The sequence below is a fragment of the Massilia sp. PAMC28688 genome, from assembly GCF_019443445.1.
Classification (GTDB): Bacteria; Pseudomonadota; Gammaproteobacteria; order Burkholderiales; family Burkholderiaceae_D; genus Telluria_A.
In genome coordinates this window covers 2,277,434-2,295,713 of the sequence record NZ_CP080378.1, presented here as the reverse complement: position 1 = coordinate 2,295,713, position 18,280 = coordinate 2,277,434, and the positions used below count along the sequence as shown (strand labels likewise).

At 61.9% G+C, this 18,280-nt stretch carries 15 protein-coding genes; 4 read left to right on the top strand and 11 right to left on the bottom strand.

Annotated elements, in window-relative coordinates:
• Nucleotides 1–4: 4 nt before the first annotated feature.
• The 11 genes from KY495_RS10285 to KY495_RS10235 all read right to left on the bottom strand — a co-directional run bounded on the left by KY495_RS10285 (nt 5) and on the right by KY495_RS10235 (nt 12,498).
• Nucleotides 5–1,681 carry a S9 family peptidase gene (locus tag KY495_RS10285; protein ID WP_219883535.1) on the bottom strand — a complete coding sequence of 559 codons (1,677 nt, stop codon included), beginning with the start codon at nt 1,679–1,681 and terminating at the stop codon, nt 5–7.
• A 367-nt stretch (nt 1,682–2,048) separates the two neighbouring features.
• A complete protein-coding gene (locus KY495_RS10280; RefSeq protein ID WP_219883534.1) occupies nt 2,049–3,353 on the bottom strand; it encodes an ATP-binding protein in 1,305 nt (434 codons plus the stop codon).
• Between the two features lie 30 nt (nt 3,354–3,383).
• Nucleotides 3,384–4,790, bottom strand: a complete 1,407-nt coding sequence (locus KY495_RS10275; RefSeq protein WP_219883533.1) for an ATPase domain-containing protein — start codon at nt 4,788–4,790, stop codon at nt 3,384–3,386.
• A gap of 8 nt (nt 4,791–4,798) precedes the next feature.
• A complete protein-coding gene (locus tag KY495_RS10270) occupies nt 4,799–5,218 on the bottom strand; it encodes a hypothetical protein (RefSeq protein ID WP_219883532.1) in 420 nt (139 codons plus the stop codon).
• 119 nt (nt 5,219–5,337) lie between these two features.
• Entirely contained in the window at nt 5,338–6,318 is a 981-nt protein-coding gene (locus KY495_RS10265) for a Gfo/Idh/MocA family protein (RefSeq protein WP_219883531.1), read from the bottom strand.
• Between the two features lie 10 nt (nt 6,319–6,328).
• Complete coding sequence (locus tag KY495_RS10260; RefSeq protein WP_219883530.1) at nt 6,329–7,126, bottom strand: DUF3025 domain-containing protein; 798 nt, start codon at nt 7,124–7,126, stop codon at nt 6,329–6,331.
• A 5-nt stretch (nt 7,127–7,131) separates the two neighbouring features.
• Entirely contained in the window at nt 7,132–8,181 is a 1,050-nt protein-coding gene (gene pyrC / locus KY495_RS10255; RefSeq protein WP_219883529.1) for a dihydroorotase, read from the bottom strand.
• Between the two features lie 110 nt (nt 8,182–8,291).
• Nucleotides 8,292–8,471, bottom strand: a complete 180-nt coding sequence (locus KY495_RS10250; RefSeq protein WP_219883528.1) for a hypothetical protein — start codon at nt 8,469–8,471, stop codon at nt 8,292–8,294.
• 42 nt (nt 8,472–8,513) lie between these two features.
• Nucleotides 8,514–8,909, bottom strand: a complete 396-nt coding sequence (locus tag KY495_RS10245) for a glutaredoxin family protein (protein ID WP_219883527.1) — start codon at nt 8,907–8,909, stop codon at nt 8,514–8,516.
• Nucleotides 8,910–8,937: 28 nt separating this feature from the next.
• Nucleotides 8,938–11,289, bottom strand: coding sequence for a TonB-dependent siderophore receptor (locus KY495_RS10240; protein WP_219883526.1), 2,352 nt, complete (start codon nt 11,287–11,289; stop codon nt 8,938–8,940).
• Between the two features lie 483 nt (nt 11,290–11,772).
• On the bottom strand, nt 11,773–12,498 hold the full coding sequence (locus KY495_RS10235; protein ID WP_219883525.1) for an amino acid ABC transporter ATP-binding protein: 726 nt from the start codon (nt 12,496–12,498) through the stop codon (nt 11,773–11,775).
• A 143-nt stretch (nt 12,499–12,641) separates the two neighbouring features.
• Between KY495_RS10235 and KY495_RS10230 the strand changes: the two genes are divergently transcribed.
• The 4 genes from KY495_RS10230 (at nt 12,642) to KY495_RS10215 (ending at nt 18,248) form a co-directional block, all read left to right on the top strand.
• A complete protein-coding gene (locus tag KY495_RS10230; RefSeq protein ID WP_219883524.1) occupies nt 12,642–13,892 on the top strand; it encodes a dicarboxylate/amino acid:cation symporter in 1,251 nt (416 codons plus the stop codon).
• Between the two features lie 106 nt (nt 13,893–13,998).
• Nucleotides 13,999–15,285 (top strand): amidohydrolase family protein, encoded by a 1,287-nt coding sequence (locus KY495_RS10225; RefSeq protein WP_219883523.1) that lies wholly within the window; start codon nt 13,999–14,001, stop codon nt 15,283–15,285.
• A gap of 125 nt (nt 15,286–15,410) precedes the next feature.
• Entirely contained in the window at nt 15,411–16,958 is a 1,548-nt protein-coding gene (locus KY495_RS10220; protein ID WP_219883522.1) for a pepsin/retropepsin-like aspartic protease family protein, read from the top strand.
• A gap of 189 nt (nt 16,959–17,147) precedes the next feature.
• Complete coding sequence (locus KY495_RS10215) at nt 17,148–18,248, top strand: PAS domain-containing protein (RefSeq protein WP_219883521.1); 1,101 nt, start codon at nt 17,148–17,150, stop codon at nt 18,246–18,248.
• Nucleotides 18,249–18,280: the final 32 nt, after the last annotated feature.

The window sequence follows — 18,280 nt, the reverse complement described above, 5'->3', positions numbered from 1 at the left end:
CTGCTTACTTCAGGTGTTTGGCCAGAAACGCTTCGAGCTTTTGATAAAAGGCCGTAGCGTTCTTGGTGGCATAGAAGCCGTGGCCTTCTCCATCGACCGCCATGTATTCGGGTGCACGGCCTGCTTTTTCCAAGGCCAGGCGCATCACCTCGGCGTGCTCGAACGGTGCTATCTTGTCATCCTTGCCGTGGACCAGCAACACCGGTACCGTCAGGTGGGGCGCCAGCATGGCAGGCGAGAAGCGGTTCAGCTCTTCGCGGTCGGTGCCAATGTAGTCAAAATAGATATTGTGCTTGAGCGAGCCCTTGTTGGCATCCGACTCGGAGTAAAAACGGTTCAGGTCATACACGCCCGCGTAGCCGACTGCGCATTTGAACAGTTTCGGCGCGCGAATCGACACCATCATTGCCGCATAACCGCCAAAGCTGGTGCCAAAGGCGCACACGCGCTCACCATCGGCCAGGCCCTGGGCAATGGTCCACTTGACGCCGTCAATCAGGTCATCCTGGATCTTGCTGCCCCACTGGCGATAACCGGCGCGCTGGAACCTGCTACCCCGCCCCCCAGACCCGCGGAAGTTCACCTGCAGCACCGCATATCCGCGGCTGGCCAGGAATTGGGCGTCGCCGTCAAAAAACCAATCGTCGCTCACGCCATGGGGACCGCCGTGCGGCAGCAAGATCAGCGGTGGGCGCTTGCCGTCGGTCCGGTTCGGAATGGTGAGATAGCCGTGCAGTTCAAGACCATCGCGCGCGCTGAACTTGATCGGACGCCGCTCGGCCATCTGGGCCGGGTCAATCTGCTCGCGGCTTACAAATAAGGGAAACGCCTTGCCATTACTGCGATCGTACAGGAAGTACGCACCAGGCTCGCGGTCGCTGCTAGCCGAAAACAGCAGGCGACTACCATCGTCGGTATAGTTAATGAAGCTGATGAAGTGGCCGGCAAACTTTTCCGACAGCGTCTTGTGCAGTTTGGCCTCTTCCGAAGACTCGTTCAGATACGTGACGGCCGGGATGCCAATGCTGCTGGCAGCGGCAAACGGCAAATCGTGATGTGCGCCCCACAGGAAGGTATCAATATTGCCGACCGCGTCTTTCATGATCGGCACCCGCGCACCGCTGGCCAGGTTCTGGCGCACCAGTTCCCGTGGCCCGCCGTTGCGCGTGATGGTGGCGAGGAAATCCTTGTCATCGGCGGCAAACGCGATGGGCCGCAGATCGACATCGGCAGCGTCGCCTTCCACCACCGACCATTTGTCCGCATCGTCAGCCCGCCGATAAAGGATGGGCTCGTTCTTGGTGCGGTTGGATCCAAAAGCGAAGCGCGGCATGCCGTCACGCTGGATGATGAAGGAAATGTGGGGATTGGGAATAGAGGCGAGCAACTTGCGCGAGCCATTGCTGGCGTTGGCGTCGTACAGCATGCTGTGCTCTTTAGTAGTGACGGTGGACAGGTAGAAGCGTCCGTTGAGGGGGCGCGGTACGCCTGCCACGTAGCCCCAACCCTCATTGTCGGTGTAGCGGTTGCCGTGCTTGGAATTTTTTTCCATGTCCCAGCCGTACAAGTATTCCTGCTTTTTGCCGTCAATATCCATTGCCAGCACTTCGCCGCTGGCTTGTGGCGCCTCCAGCGAGCCTACTTCCATGCCTTTTTCAATCACCAGCCGGGTGTTGCTCACCCAAGTGTAACTTACAGGCACTTCACGCACGGGCAACTGATTTGCACTGACCTGCCTCATCTCTGGCAGCGCATAGACCATAATGGTCGGTACCAGGCGCTCACCTTTGGGAATGCGCGCCGTAATAGCCAAGTGCTTGCCATCCGGTGACAACCGCGGCGAATAAAATTCGTCAGGCCGAACGAAACTGTCGAGAGGAATGAGCGGTGCATCGGCGCCATGGACGGTAGGCAGGGCGAGCAAGGCCGCAATAGCAAGAGTTGAACGCAGCAAAATAATTTCCCAGAAAGAATAATTTGCCAGAATACTGGATCACCTCATGTATTGCTAGTTACAACAACAATATTTTCGGTTTGTTGTTTTTTGATCATGGCGGCTGCGACGCCAGCACCGCCGCCAGTTCCTGCCAGTCCACCGGCTTGACGAAATGGTGATCAAAGCCGGCCGACTTGGCCAGTACCTTGTCGTGCGCCTGGCCATAGCCGGTCAGGGCGATGAAGCGGGCCGCGGCCGTGGCGCCCTGGGCCCGCAGTGCGCGCACCAGCTGGTAGCCGTCCATGTCGGGCAGGCCAATGTCGAGGATGAAGACGTCGGGGCGCACCTGCGCTGCGCGCGTGATGGTGCTGTGGGCGTCTTCCATCACCGTCACGTCGTGGCCGTCAAAGCGCAACAGGGCCGCCAGCGATTCGGCCGCGTCGACATTGTCGTCCACGATCATGATGCGCATGGGCACAAATGCCGCCTCGGGCGTGTTGTGGCGCCGCTCGGGATACACGTGGGCCGGTGTGTCGTCCACCATCGGCAGGTACAGCACGAAGGTGCTGCCCCTGCCCGGCCCGTCGCTCAGCGCCTCGACCCGGCCGCCGTGCAGCCCCACCATGCTCTTGACCAGCGCCAGCCCCAATCCCAGGCCGCCTTGGGCGCGGTCCGGCGTGCGCTCGCCTTGCGTGAACAGGTCGAAGATATGGGGCAGGAGCTTCGGTTCGATGCCGCTGCCGTTGTCGCTGACGCACAGCCGCACCTCATTGCCTTCCACATCGAGCCTGACTTCAATCTGCCCGCCCTGGGGCGTGTACTTGGCCGCATTGGTCAGCAGGTTGACGATGACCTGCACCAGGCGGGTCTGGTCGCCATTGACCATGGCCGTGTCGCCATCCAGGCTGAGCGAGAGCGAATGGCGGCGCGCTTCGATGCTGGGCCGGGCCTGCTCCACGGCGCTGGCCACCACGCGCTTGAGGTCAAGGTTCTTGCGGGTGAGCGTGACCAGGCCACGCGTCACGCGCGAGACATCAAGCAGGTCGTCCACCAGTTCGGTCATGTGCTTGACCTGGCGCGAAATGACATCGCTCGAATGCTCGATGCGGCGCGCGTCCACCCCGGGCAGCTTGAGCAGCTGGGCGGCGGCGCTGATGGGCGCAAGCGGGTTGCGCAGCTCGTGCGCCAGCATGGCCAGGAATTCATTCTGCTGACGGTTGCGCGCTTCCGCTTCCTCCTGCAAGACCTGGGAACGCACCGCGGCCTGCACCAGGTGCTCATTGGCGCTGCGCAGCTGGGCGACGAGCGTGGTCAGGGCCGCGACCTCGCCTTCGACGCTTTGTTCATCGCGCACGGCGTCAACGAGCTTGTCGATGGCATCCTTGAGCCGTACTTCATCCTGCGCCGCGTGTTCCAAGGCAATTCCGATCCGGAAAATTATGATTGATTAGTCGAGCGGACCGGCTATCCGGATATGGTCGGCAAAGGTTTCAAAGGTGAGCACCTCGTTGCTGTGCGTGCTGCCGCGCAGCTTGGGTACCGAAATGATCTTGATGAGCTTATTCTTCAGTTCGACGTAGCGCATGGAAATGATGCAATCGACGATATAGGAACTGGGTGAAAACATCTGCCCTTGGGCTTCGGTCAGGTTGCGCACCATGAGGACGGTGACCCCGCGCGCGTGCAGGCTCGATAGCATGCGGAACAGGGATTCCTGGAAATTATGGCGGAACTGGGGGGCAAGCACCAGTTCCAGCGCCGAGAGCGAATCGATCACCAGGCGCGTCGCGCCCGTGCGGTCGACCGCTTCGGCCAGGTCGGTCACCACTTCTTCGATCGACAAATCGAGCCGGTGCGGCCGCACATCGGTCACCTTGCCGCTTTGGATCAAGCCCTGCAGCGGCGTGTTGGAGGCGTCGAGATAGGCGCTCTCATACGAGGCGATGATGCCATGCTCGCCCGCCTCGGCGCCTGCTTTCAGGAACGAGGTGGCCAGGACCGTCTTGCCGGCCCCGGAAGGCCCGGTAACGACGGCGGAAAACCCCACCGGGATGCCGCCACCGAGCATGCCATCGAGTTCCAGGCTGCCGGTGGAGACGCGCCGGTTGCCCACCCGTACCCCCGGCTTGACGTCCGGCAGGATGCCGCCCGACAGCAAACGGGGATACACGTGCAAGCCGGCATCGGTAATGCGGAAGCTATGCAGACCGGGCATGTGCGGGGTGCCGCGCATTTTGACCACGCGCACCTTGCGCACCACGGCATTTTCATCGAGGTGCTGGCACAGGTGGATGACGCCGTCGGCCACGGTAAAGATGGGATTTTCTTCCTGGGTGCTGTCGGCGTACTCACCGATGAGGAAGGTGGTCGCCTGCCAGGTCGACAGCTGCACACCGAGCTGCTGCACAAAATACTGGAGGCTGGCCATGCTTTCCGATGACTCATCAGTTGCCTGCACCACGGATTTGAAGGAATCGACGAAGATCAGTTCCGGCTGGAAGTTCTGCACTTCGGCCAGGATGCGCTGCAGCACGCCGGCAAAGCCTGACTTTTGCAGGTCGTCAGCCAGGTTGACATACTTGATGGCCGGGCCGACCCGGGCCGCGTCGAAAAACGCATATTGCTGCTGAAAGCGCAGCATTTTGAGGGGCGGCTCGCCAAGGATGGTGAAAAACAGGGCCTTGCGCTGTTCGCTGGCCAGGTTGAACATGATCTGATGGGCCAGCGTGGTCTTGCCGCTGCCGGGCGCGCCGGTCAGCACCACAAAGGAGTAGCGTGCGATCCCGCCCGTCAGCAAGGTATCGAGGCCGGGTACGCCCGTAGGCATCAAGTGGAGGTTAACCTTGTTCGACATCGTCATTCCTAGATATTTCCGTGTGGTTGTCCAACCCAGGCCGACCGTAAGATTTGTTCCATCAACGCTTCTCCGATCATTGATTCGACCAAGTCGGTAAAAGTGTTGAGCAAAATATTGGCGCAGCGCTCGGCGCCGCAATGGTCGAGCGCGCACAGATCCTGCTTGAGGGTACGGAACAAGGTATCGATCGCCTGCCCCGGCGCACTGGCCGTCATGCCGGGACATTGTGGAGATGCCACATGCACGGCGCGTGCGTACAGGGTCTGAAAGCCGGTCACCCCGATCAGGGGCGTGAGGTGGAAGGCAATGCGTTCCCACAGCCACAACACCTGCTCCGACAAGGCAACCGCGTCGTCCTGCCTACCCGGCTTTCCCGTAAGGAGGCGGGAGATCATTTGTTTGCGATCTTCGGTAGTCACTGTCATCTTATTCTTTTCAAAGGAATCGGCGCGGAGGCGGGGCGATAAATTCCGTCGGCGAGTGTAGCATCTCGCGGGGAAATTCACTGCACACTTAGCAACATAATTTGACACTTAACCAACTATCAGTCATCGGACCGGTAGTGTAACCCGATCTGCCTGCGGATCTCGTCCATTACCCCCATCAGCGCCAGCGTTTCCCCCTGCGGCATGGCGGGGCTTTCCAGCAGCCCCGCACGCAGGCAGCGGCCCGCTTCAACCGCCTCGTACACATAGCCGTTGCCCAGGTAGGGCGTGGGGATGGTGCGGGCGCCCCTGTCGGTGCTGATAGTGATCGAGGTGGCGCGGTGGAACATGGTATTCATCCGCACGTGCCCCAGCTCGCCCGAGACGGTCAGTTCGGCCGGCGTGCGGGCCACCAGCGAGCAGCTGCACACAGCCATGGCGCCGCTGTCATGGCGCAGCAAGAAAGCCGTTTGCAGGTCGACGCCGGTTGGCCCCAGGTCGGCCTGGGCCACCACCGACTTGATGGGGCCCAGCAGGGCCGATGCGATCGAAAGGGGATAAATGCCCAGGTCCAGCAAGGCGCCGCCGCCCAGCGCGCGATTGTTGAGGCGATGCAGAGGATCGGTGGTGGCGGCAAAACCGAAATCGACATGCAGCTGGCGCACGGCGCCGATTTCGCCGTCGGCAATGGCTTGCCTGACGGCAGCCAGGGCGGGCGTAAAGCGTGTCCACATCGCCTCCATCAGGAACAGCTTCCTGGCGCGGGCCAGCGCCACCACCTGCTCGGCTTCGCGCCTATTCATGGTGAAGGGCTTCTCACACAGCACCGCCTTGCCGTGGCTGAGCACCAGCATGGCGTTTTCTGCGTGCAGGGGATGCGGGGTGGCGATATAGATGATGTCAATATCGCCGGCCGCTGCCAACGCTTCGTAGGACGCGTAGGCCGCGCCACCGAATTCGGCGCAAAAGGCCTGGGCGCTGTCCAGGTTGCGCGAGCCGACGCCAGCCAGCATGGCTTGCGGCGTTTCCTTGAGTGCCGTGGCAAAGGCGCGCGCAATCTTGCCCGTGCCGATGATGCCCCAGCGGATGATCTGTTCCATATGCCCCCCCCTATTGTCGTTTGGGGCGGAACACGGTCGTGTCGGCATAAAAAGCGGCATCCTGCCCTTCCCACCAGCCCGGCACGCCGAGCACCTGGAGCGGCGTGAAGCTTGCCGTACTGAGGCTTTCAGTGGCAAGCTGGGCCGCCACGTACTGATCGAGCCAGGCGCGCTGCGCCCCGGGTGCCAGTGTAAAGTAGTCGGCGCCGGCCTGCAGCACGCGCACGTGTGCGGTAATGCCCTTGCGGGGGGCCACCAGCTTTTCCATGAGGGCGTGACCAAACAGCCAAACCTGGGCGCCGGGGTGGTCACTGTCGAACAGGCGGCGCCGCTCGAACAGGGCGTCGTGCCAGCGGTGGTCGCGCAGCGCCTGCACCAGCTGCGCGCCCTCTTCGCCGTCGCGCACCACCAGCAGGGCGCAGTTTTCGTCAAAGATGGTAGCGCCGTCGCGCGCCGCGCCGCGCGACTTGCCCACGCCTGCCAGCGCAATCTGGGCCGCCTGCAAGGCATTTAACTGCTGCTTGATGCGCGGGAAGGTCAGCCATACGAGGCCGTTGAAAAAATCGTGCAGGTTTTCGCGCGTGGGCACGCAACCAGTGGCGCCGATGTATTCCTCGTAGGCGCGCCCTTGCGGCAGCGCAGCCTGGGGCACGAAGCGGATAGGCAAGCCCCGGTGGTTCACCAGCGCCAGCGCCGCGGCAGCGCGGGTGAGCGCGTCCGCCAGGCTCGGCGCGTCCGGGTCCAGCCGTCCGAACGCGGGCCGGACGCTGTCGTACCAGCGGCGCGACCAGTCAATCGCGGGGAACATCGGCTTTACAGCATCTTCCAGTGGAGCGGCTCCCCCGCGTTCAGCGGCACCAGCGCGGCCTCGCCCAGCGGCACCGTCTGCGGCAGGGTCCAGGTTTCGCGCTGCAGCGTGATGGTGCCGCTGTTGCGGGGCAGTTCGTAGAAGTCCGGACCATAAAAGCTGGCAAACGCTTCGAGCTTGTCGAGCGCGCCGGCGCGGTCAAAGGCTTCGGTATAGAGCTCCATGGCGTGCAGGGCGGTGTAGCAGCCGGCGCAGCCACAAGCCGTTTCCTTGGCGCCGATGGCGTGCGGCGCCGAATCGGTGCCCAGGAAAAAACGCTCGTCGCCGCTGATGGCCGCCGTCATCAATGCCAGGCGGTGCTCTTCGCGCTTGAGGACCGGCAGGCAGTAGTAGTGGGGCCGGATGCCGCCCTTGAAGATCTCGTTGCGGTTGTAGAGCAGGTGGTGGGCGGTGATGGTGGCGGCGATGGGGCCGTCCGCTTCGGCCACGTACTGGGCCGCGTCCTTGGTGGTGATGTGCTCGAACACGATCTTCAGGGCCGGCATGGCGCTGCGCAGGGGACGCAGCACGCGTTCGATGAACACGGCCTCGCGGTCGAACAGGTCAATGTCCTGGTCCGTCACTTCGCCGTGGACCAGGAAGGGCATGCCCAGTTCCTGCATCACTTCGAGCGTCTTGTAGCAGCGCGCCAGGTCGGTGACGCCGGCGTCGGAATTGGTGGTGGCGCCGGCCGGGTACAGCTTGACGGCGTGGACAAAACCGCTGTCGGCGGCGCGCCGGATCTCATCGGGATCGGTGTTGTCGGTCAGGTACAGCGTCATGAGTGGCTCGAACCTCATCCCGGCCGGCAGCGCGGCCAGGATGCGCTCGCGGTAAGCCTGGGCCATGGCGGTGGTGGTCACGGGCGGCTTCAGGTTGGGCATGACGATGGCGCGCGCGAACTGGCGCGCCGTATGCGGCAGCACGCTGGCCAGCGCCGCGCCGTCGCGCAGGTGCAGATGCCAGTCGTCGGGGCGGGTGATGGTGAGGCTATTCGGGGATTCAGGCGTGGACATGGCGGCTTTCAGATAGCGAATGCCACTATTTTACCCGTTCACCCGGCCCGGCCTCCAGCGGGCAGGGCCGATGTTGCTCCAGTTGCCACTGGCAACTGTTTTTCCAGGAATCAGGGCGGAGGACTGTTGCCGTTGGCGTCATCGCAGATATATTCGCACTTTTCTTTGTCATCGATCTTCTTCATGCAGATCTTGTAGCAACGTTTGAAATCGGTCTTCTGTTCAGCGGCGGAAGCGGTGAAGGCAGCCGCGGTGGCAATGGCCAGGAATACAGCGAGGAATTTTTTCATTTGCAAGCTTCTTCTTAAATGTTGGACGGGAAAATCGGGCAATTATCGGGCTGCCGCCTTCAGGAACCGATGGTACTCGGTAGCATTAAATCCCACAATCAGCTTGTCGCGCACGACCAGCACTGGCACCGAAGTTTCGCTCAACTGCTCAAACATGGTACTGGCCGAAGGCGAGGTGTCGATGACCTGGTCGTTGAACGGAATGCCTGCCTGTTTAAGATAGTCGCGCGCTGTCTGGCAGTACTGACAGGTCGTCGTACCGTACAAGGTGACTCGCTGCGGCAGCTTGTCCACGTGCGCAGAAAAGTCGCCACTGCGGGACGGGCCTTGCCACTTGCTATAAAGGCCGGGCAGCTGGCTGCCGACGGCAATCGCCACCGCAATCGTCACTGCCATCAGGACAACGTTGAAGGCAAAATTTTTCATCCGAGTGTTCATGAACTTTCTTTCCAAGGAAGCCGCGAGACTACAGTTTTGTTTCAAGGCTGATCGACAAGGATGAGAATTTGCGGGACCCGGTGTCGGTGCGGATCAGCTGCCGCCCGAGTACGTACTCGTCGATCTGGCGTGCCGTCCGCGGCGCCAGGTTACTGAGATTTAGCGTCAGGCGCTGGTCGCCATTGATGGTCCAGATGGCGCCGGCGTCGAGATCGAAGCGGCGTGACTGGAACACCCGCTGTGTGGGGTTGGACCTGACCCAGACGCCCGGCGTCCAGCTGGCATCGACATTCAATTTCACCGGCATGCCGCTCATCACATGGCTGATGCCCAGTTTCGCGTTCCATGGCGATTGGCTGTCTAGGCGATCGTCCGGTCCCGGCAAGTTCGAGATGCGCGAGCGCGCCACGCCCAGTCCCGTACGCAGCGTGGTGGCCGGATACATGCCGTCAAAAAAATCGCGTAATGCCAGATCCATCTCCAAGCTGATTCCTTCAGCTTGCGCGTCGCCGAGGTTCACCGGGCGCACCACATAGCGTGGAAGGCTCGACCATGGCACATCTTCGACGCCAATCTGGATACCAGTCTTGCGGTCGATCCGGCGTGCGAACACCTCCAAGGTCAGCTGGCTATCTGGACCCAGGCCCCGTTCATATGACAGATTGATGCCGAGCGAACGCTCCGGCAACAGCCATGGATTACCAGCCGTGTCCGCCGTGTCAACGGTGTTGGCGCTACACACTCCCGCAACGCTACACGGCGCAAGCGGATTAATCACTGGGCGCAGGGACAGGTCAGCAGTGCCTGGTGCGCGATAGGTGCGGGCCACGCTCAGGCGCACCTGGCGGTTGTCATCGCCCCCGATCTTGTGCGACAGATGGGCCGAGGGCGACCACAGGCGATAACGCGGGTCGCTGCTGTAGCCACCCTCAGCGATGCGCAGGCCGCTATCTTCGCCGCTGACCCCCAGGTTGAGCGCGGTGGCGTCGCTAAAGCGCCAGTCGTCCTGTGCATACAGGCGGGCCTGCTCCGTTCGGCCGGTCCTGACCGCACCTAAAGCGCCAAAGGCGACGTCGGGCCGGCCATTAATCAAGTAATCGAAATCGTTGCGTTCGTTTCCGCGCTTGTAGCTTGCGCCCAGCTTGATGCTGTGGCCGCCTGCCAGCGAGGCCTTGTAGACAATGCTGAGCAAGCCGCTATCGAAGTCATTTTCTTGCGTGCGCCAACGGGCAACATCAGGCCCGCCATCAATCGCATCAAGCCGACTGATCACAGAGCTGGCGCGCATGTGCGTGCTGTTCAGATTAATCTCGAGCTGGCTTTTTTTGGACGGGCGGAAAAGCCACTTTATGGGCAGTGTCAACATGGTCAGGCTGGAACGGTCGTGCGCTGACACTTCCAGCAAGCCACCTGCTGCCCAGCGCCGCTCTTCGTCGCTGCGACCCCGAACACTAAACCTGCCGATGGCCGGCGCCACGTTGAGCGAATGCGCCTGACTTACCTGCCAATTCACATCGACACTGGCATCGATATTGCGCTGGCGGTTTCGTCCACGCGTCGAGCCGCGGTACTCCAGTTGCTCTGGCGCACCGTCAAGCACTGCAGTCTGGGTCAAGTCGGTCTTGCCGAACACGTGCCTTTCACTGGCGCCCAGCTGTGCACGCCATCGCCACGGCGACCCATGCGCGCTCTCGTTATGGGACAGGGCGATGTTCGCCGCCGGGCGGCCATCGGCGCTGCCGGCGCCGAGTGTCAGGTCCGTCTGTGTTTTACGGCCCGCCTTGCGCGTGATGACATTAATGGTGCCGGCGATGCCGTATGGACCGTACTCGGCAATAGACGACTTGATGATTTCGATTTTCTCGACGTTGACCAGCGCCAGCTGCAGGCTCTGTCCGCCACGTGGCGCCGCGCCATCGACCAGAAATTGGGTATACCCGGGCATTCCTTGCAGGCCGACACGGCCATCGGCGCCAATGGTCACGGCAGGGTCGCGCTTGAGCAGCGCCTCGACCGTGTCCAGCCCGCTTTCCTGGATCCGCTTGCGGCTGATGATTTTTTTACCAGCGACGAAATCGCGTCCAGCCTCGGTATCGGTCTGGCTGCCTGTCACTACAACCTGCGTTGGGGTGGCAAGCTGCTGCGCTGCGGCCGGGTAGCAACATGCAGCAAACAGGCCGAGTAATAGAAGCTGATGGCTCATAAAGGGAAAGTAGTGATCAGCGGCCGGTAAGGCAGCAAGCCTTACCGGCCGCGTTGACGCTGCGGGCGCGTGGCAGCCCGTGGCCAGGACTGCAATTACTTCACGCCACGCATATCTTCGTATGGCGAGATCGCCCCCCGCGCCGCAGCGATACATGCAATATGCAGGATTGGACAAGGATCGTCACAATACTGACAGCCGCTTTTGTTGTCAAATGGAAAAATAGATTTTTTATAAAATTACCTCACGAGCCAGCATTGAAGCAATTTGCTTGGTCGTTGCGAAATTTGCGGCATGTGGGTTCTTCAAAGGGATCGGCACAAACCGACGCCCCCTGTTCACGACCGGGACACCCAGACGCTAAAGCGAGCGGACGCCGCACTGCAGTTCTGAAGCAGAAAAGAGCCAACAGTACCGGTTCGCTATCCGTGCGTCGGTGGCGGTGAGGACCGTTGCAGACCTTGGACCGGAACTGCGCGACTCCCTGACAGCCATGTCCGGAAAGAGTCCAGCGAACCCGGCGTCGCCGCCCCCGGCACTTTAGAGTTGTATCGTTTCCGGAAACCATGGCAGCCATCAGCAGTGCACAGATGTCTTCTATGGCTTATGGTTGAACTGGTCCGCGGCCTCCCAGCTCTGTTCCGGGCGGGCCCGCCTTTTCTACTGCAAGATATGGCCCAGGAACTCACCTGCGCGCGCTGACCTTGGCCGGGCGAAAAACTCAGCACCCGGGGTATCCTCCACAATCCGGCCATGGTCCATGAACACGACCCGCCCCGCCACCTTGCGCGCAAAGCCCATTTCATGGGTAACGACGATCATGGTCATGCCGTCCTGCGCCAGGCTGACCATGACATCGAGCACTTCCGACGTCATTTCCGGGTCGAGCGCGGAGGTCGGTTCGTCAAACAGCATCGCCACCGGGTCCATCGCCAGGGCGCGCGCGATGGCCACGCGCTGCTGCTGGCCGCCCGATAGCTGGCCCGGCATCTTGTCCTGCTGACCCAGCAGGCCGACCCGGTCCAGGTAGCGCAAGCCGCGCTGCGTCGCCTCGTCCAGGCTGCGCCCCAGCACCTTGGTCTGGGCCAGTGTCAGATTCTGGCGTACCGACAGGTGGGGGAACAATTCAAAGTTCTGAAACACCATCCCGATGCGCGCACGCAGTGCCGGCAGGTTGGTGCCGCGCGCGTTGACCTGGGTGCCGTCCACCCACACTTCGCCCCCCTGTACCGGTTCAAGCCCGTTGACTGCCTTGATCAGGGTCGACTTGCCCGAGCCAGATGGCCCGCACACCACCACCACTTCGCCCTTGTCCACCCGCAGGCTGCAATCGGTAAGTACAGCAAAGTCGCCATACGCCTTGCTGACGTTTTTCAGTTCAATCATGTTGTTTTCTGGTCGCTTCGGGCTGCCTGCGGAGCAAGCTTGACAGTCCCACCTGCCGCTAGGATACTGCCAAACTTGCTATAAAACCCGCAATTTTGCCCGGGAAGTTACGGGACGCCCCACAAGAACAGGATGCGCAGCGCATGAATAACCGAAATCGTCTTACTACGTACATCCTGGCCGCCCTGGTCCTGGGCATTGTGGTTGGCTACATCATCAACGCCTACACCGGCGACGCCAGGCGCTTCAGCGAAGCCATGTCGCTCATCAGCTATGGCTTCCTGCGCCTGATCAAGATGATCATCGCTCCCCTGGTCTTTGCCACCCTGGTGGTGGGCATTGCCAGGATGGGCGACGCCAAGGAAGTGGGCCGCATCGGCGTCAAGGCCATGCTGTGGTTCGTGATCGCCTCCATCCTCTCGCTCTCGCTCGGCCTGATCCTGGTTAACCTGTTCGAGCCGGGTGTGGGCATGCCGCTCGAAGTGGGCACGGACACCGGCGTCACGACCACCGGCTTTACCATCAAGGACTTCATCGGCCACCTGATCCCGGCCTCCATCGTGGACGGCATGGCCAAGAACGAAATTCTTCAGATCGTCGTGTTCTCGCTGTTCTTTGGCGTGGGCGCGGCCGCCGTGGGTCCGCGCGCCAACCCGATGATTGAAGTGATCGACGGTGTGGCCCACGTGATGCTCAAGGTGACCGGCTATGTGATGAACTTCGCGCCGATTGCCGTGTTCGCGGCGGTGGCAGGCATCATCGCCAAGAGCGGCTTGAGCGTGATCGGCAAGTACGGCATCTTCATGGCCGAGTTCTACCTGGCCATTGTGCTGCTGTGGGTGGTGCTGATCTTTGCCGGCTTCCTGTTCCTGGGGCCGCGCGTCTTGGCCCTGCTGCGCGAGTTGCGCGAGCCGACCCTGCTGGCGTTTTCGACCTCGTCGTCGGAGGCGGCATTTCCGAAAACGCTGGAAGGCCTGGAGCGCTTTGGCGTGCGCAACCGCATCGCCGCTTTCGTGCTGCCGGTTGGCTACTCGTTCAACCTGGACGGCTCCATGATGTACTGCACCTTCGCCACGGTCTTCATCGCCCAGGCCTACGGCATCGAGATGTCGCTCGGGACCCAGCTGACCATGATGCTGGTGCTGATGGTGACGTCCAAGGGCATCGCCGGTGTGCCGCGCGCATCGCTGGTGGTGATTGCCGCCACGCTGTCGCAGTTCGGCATTCCCGAAGCAGGCTTGCTGCTCCTGCTGGGCATTGACCACTTCCTCGACATGGCCCGCTCGGCCACCAACGTCATCGGCAACGGCATCGCAACCGCGGTGGTGGCGAAATGGGAAAACGAGCTGACCGACCCGGTCAAGGAAGACCTGGCCAAGGTGGACCTGCGATAAGTCGGTACTTCCCGGGTCTCCCAGAAATGGGAGGTCTTTTTGTATGTGATGTTGTGTATGCTCGCGTGCGACCCGATGTTCGCCCCTTCCCTACCGGAGCCGTTCCATGTACAAGCTGACCGCCCTTTCCCTCCTGCTGGCCGCCGCGTATGCGCAGGCTGCACCGCAGACCGTCAACTGCGGCCGCCTGCTCGACGTCAAGGCCGGCAAATGGCGCGACAATGTCAGCATCGTGGTCGACGCTGGCAAGGTCGTCTCGGTCGGCGCCATGACGGGCGCGCCGGACGCGCTGGACCTGTCGCGCCACTCCTGCATGCCCGGCTTTATCGACATGCATGTGCACCTGACGGGCGAAACCCAGAAGCAGGTCGACGCGCTGCGTGAAACGCTCACGCTCAACCCGGCCGACCACGCGCTGCGCGCAGTCAAGCTGGCCGACCGCACCCTCAAGGCCGGGTTCACCACGGTGCGCGACCTGGGCGCGTCCAACGGCTTGTCCATCTCGCTCAAGCGCGCCATCGATAGCGGCGCGGTGCCCGGTCCGCGCATGTTCACGGCCGGTAAATCGATCGCCACCACCGGCGGCCATGCCGACCCCACCAACAGCCTCAATGAGCGCTTCCGGGCGGCGCTGGGCGAGCCGGGTCCGGCGGAGGGGGTCGTCAACAGCGCCGAGGAAGCACGCCAGGCGGTGCGCCACCGCTACAAGGAAGGCGCTGACCTGATCAAGGTCACGGCCACCGGCGGTGTGTTGAGCCAGGCCCGCAACGGACAGAACCCGCAGTACACGGAAGATGAACTGCGGGCCGTCGTGGCAGCGGCAAAGGATTACGGCTTTCGCGTCGCGGCGCACGCCCATGGCAGCGAAGGCATCAAGCGCGCCCTGCGCGCCGGCGTGGACTCGATCGAACACGGCACGCTGATCGATGATGAAGCCATTGCGCTTTTCAAGAAGCACAATGCTTATTACGTGCCCACCATCAGCGCCGGCCGCTACGTGGCCGACATGGCGAAAAAGAACGCGGACTACTACTCGCCGCTGGTGCGGCCCAAGGCCATCGAGATCGGCAACCAGATCCAGGCCACGTTCGGGCGCGCCTACAAGGCGGGCGTGAAAATCGCCTTCGGCACCGATGCGGGCGTGTTCCCTCACGGCGAAAACGCCAGGGAATTTGGCTACATGGTGGAAGCGGGGATGCCGCCGCTGGAAGCGATTCGCGCCGCCACCATCAACGCCGCCGCGCTGCTGGACCAGTCCGCGCGCCTGGGCTCCATCGAGCCGGGATTTGCCGCCGACATTGTCGCCGTTGCGGGAGACCCGCTGGCCAATATCGCCCTGCTGCAGCAAGTGCAGTTTGTGATGAAGGATGGCGTAGTCTATAAAAAACCTTAGCGTTGGCCGATTGGGAGCACCTTGCAAAAAGCTACCTCAAAGGCGGCGCGCGGATGCTCTACAATTAGCAAGTTTGTCGGCGGTGCCGACTTGTCGCACCGCAGCTCTCACATCTGGAGTCAGACTTGATTACCCTCGCCGTCCGCGCCGCTTTCACCGCGCTAGTTTTGTCCGCCGTGTCCCTGAGCGCGTTAGCGCAGGCCGCCAAACCTGACGCTTGCCAGATCGACCGCCAGACGCTGGCACTCAGATTTGGTGGCGAAGGCATGCTGCCATATGTCCCAGGCAGCATCAATGGCATGCCCACGATGGCGGTTATCGACATCGGTTCGCCATACACCACGCTCAACAAGGCAGCACTCGAGAAAATCGGGGTCGCTACCATTGACACCGGCGAGAGGATCCGTGGCGTCGGTGGCAGCGCGCCGGAAGTGATTGCCAATGTTAATGAGATTGCAGTCGGGCCAGCCCGGGGCAAGGGCCAGTTCCAGGTCATGGCAGGGTCCAGAACGGAATACGGCATCAACCTCGGCACCAATTACTTGCTCAGCACCGACCTTGAACTGTCGCTAGCGGAAAAGGCACTGCGATTCGTCCAGCCGACCAATTGCGGGAAAAATTACCTGGCGTACTGGAGCGCCGATGCGGTAACGCTTCCCTTCGTGTTCGGGCCAGAAGAGCGCCCGCTGTTCAAGGTGAAAATAGACGGCCACGAGCTGACGGCGATGCTGTCAACCGCAATTGAGCAATCCGTTATTGACGTCCAGGCCGCGGCCAGTCTGCCGGGCAAAACCGCAGCGATGTTCTCCGCAGAAGGAAGTACTCGGGTGCGCGTCATCGGCCGCTCTACTGTACCGGCATGGTCGAGCCAGTTCAAGCTGATCGAAATTGGCGATGAACAGATCAGTGACAGCAAACTTACCGTCATGCGACTCGATGGCATTCAGGCTGACGTCATCCTTGGCCTGGATTTCTTGCGTTCGCACCGGATCCTGATCTCGATGAGCCAGCGCATGCTCTACTTTACGTACACAGGCGGTCCGCTTTTCAGTACCGCCAATGATGTGGACTGGCTCCGCTCTGAAGCCGAGGCCGGCAATGCCGACGCCATGTATCGCCTCGGCGCCAATGACGATCTCCAGAATCGGACGATGAGTGCCGAGGCGCTGGCATGGTATCGCAAGGCAGCGGCCACAGGGCACCTTAACGCCCGGCAACGGCTTGCGTATCACGATTTCGCCATGGGCAAGTTCGATGCGAGTACGCTGGCGCTGCGAGATGTTTTCCGCCAGCGCCCTCCGTCGGCAGAATCCGCGGCCATGTTGTATCTGGCCGCCACCCGTTCCAGCAGCCGTGCTGCGGCCACAGCCGAACTCAAGATCCTGCGTCAGAATCTGGTCGACAATGATCCCTGGCAGCTCGCGCTACTGGATTTCCATCAAGATAAAATCGGTTGGGAAAAGCTCGTACAGTTTGCGGAGGCAGATGTCAGGCAGTCGACAGCGCGCATGTGCGAGGCGCACTTCCACGGCGGGCAGTATCTGCTGGCTACGGGTCAACAAGACGGTGCCCGCGTGCGGTTCGGAAAAGCGAATGACGTTTGCCAAAAGGGCAGCCTCGCTGGCAGCCTGGCATCTGCTGAACTGGCGCGTGCGGCATCCAGTGGCAAGTAAGCAGCACTGCTGGCGCTATCCTCAGACCGTGGAAGGTTTGAACCGCATTCCAGTAAGCAGACAGGAGCGCCCAGAAATGCCATTAAAACAATAGCCCGCCATTAAATCGCGCATAATATCGGGCCGATATTCTCTCGCCCGTGTCCCATGACGCTTTTCTCTCGATCCGCTATCGCGCCAGACATCCCGGTGGCTACCGAGCTGCTGCTGGAAAACACGTCGGACGCCGTGCTTTGCCTGAGCAGCGACTGGCGCTACGAGTATGTCAACCGGGCGGCGGAAATGCTGTTGCGGCGCAAACGCGACAGCTTGCTTGGCCGCAGTCACTGGGACGAGTATCCCACCCTGCTTGGCACGCCGGCCGAGGAACATCTGCGCACCGCCATGGGCCGCCAGAGCACGGTCACGTTCGAGCAGTTCATTCCCGGGCTCTATGCCTGGCACTCCGTCACTGCCGTTCCAAACGGCGGCAAGCTGGTCCTGTTCTGCCGCGACGTCACCGACCGCGTGCGCGCCCTGCGCGAAGAGGCAGTGCGTGAAGGCGTGCGCAGTGTCCTCGAACATGTACCGGTCGCCATTACGGTCACGCGCGGCCCCGAGCACCGCATCGAAATGCAGAATGAATTCAGCCGCGCCCTGATCCAGGGCCGCAACATGGAAGGCAGCACCGTGAAAAGTGCCCTGCCAGAAGCAGTGGAGCAAGGTTTCATCGCGCTGCTGGACCAGGTGTTCGAATCGCGCAAGGCATTCGTTGGCACCGACATGTCCCTCGTGTACGACGCGGATGGGTCGGGAACGCAGCGGCAGGCGTACTTCGACCTGACCTACCAGCCGATTTTCGAGACCGACGGCCGAGTGTCGGGCATCCTGCACATGGGTGTTGACGTCACCGAGCGCCGCCGCGAAAAGGATCTGCTGGCGCGCTACGCGGCCGAACGCGACGCCACCTTGCGCCAGCTGTCCGAGGGCGTGATCATTACCGATGCCGGCGGCCGCATCACGCTTGTCAACGAACGGGCAGCGCACTTGCATGGCGTGGCGGTGCTCGATGTGCCGGTCGATGCATACAGCGCCACCTACCAGCTGCTTACGCTGGAAGGCCTGCCCTATCCACCATCCGAACTGCCGCTGGCGCGCGCCGTGCTGCATGATGAATTTGTCGAGAATGCACGCTGGCGCATCCGGCGCCCGGATGGCAGCGAGGTCACCGTCGAAGGCAGCGCCCAGCCGGTGTTCGATGAGCGCCAGCGCAAGATTGCCTGCGTGCTAGTGATGCGGCCCCTGCACTGAAAGGTGCGGCCTGATTCCGTGCAGGCCGCGCC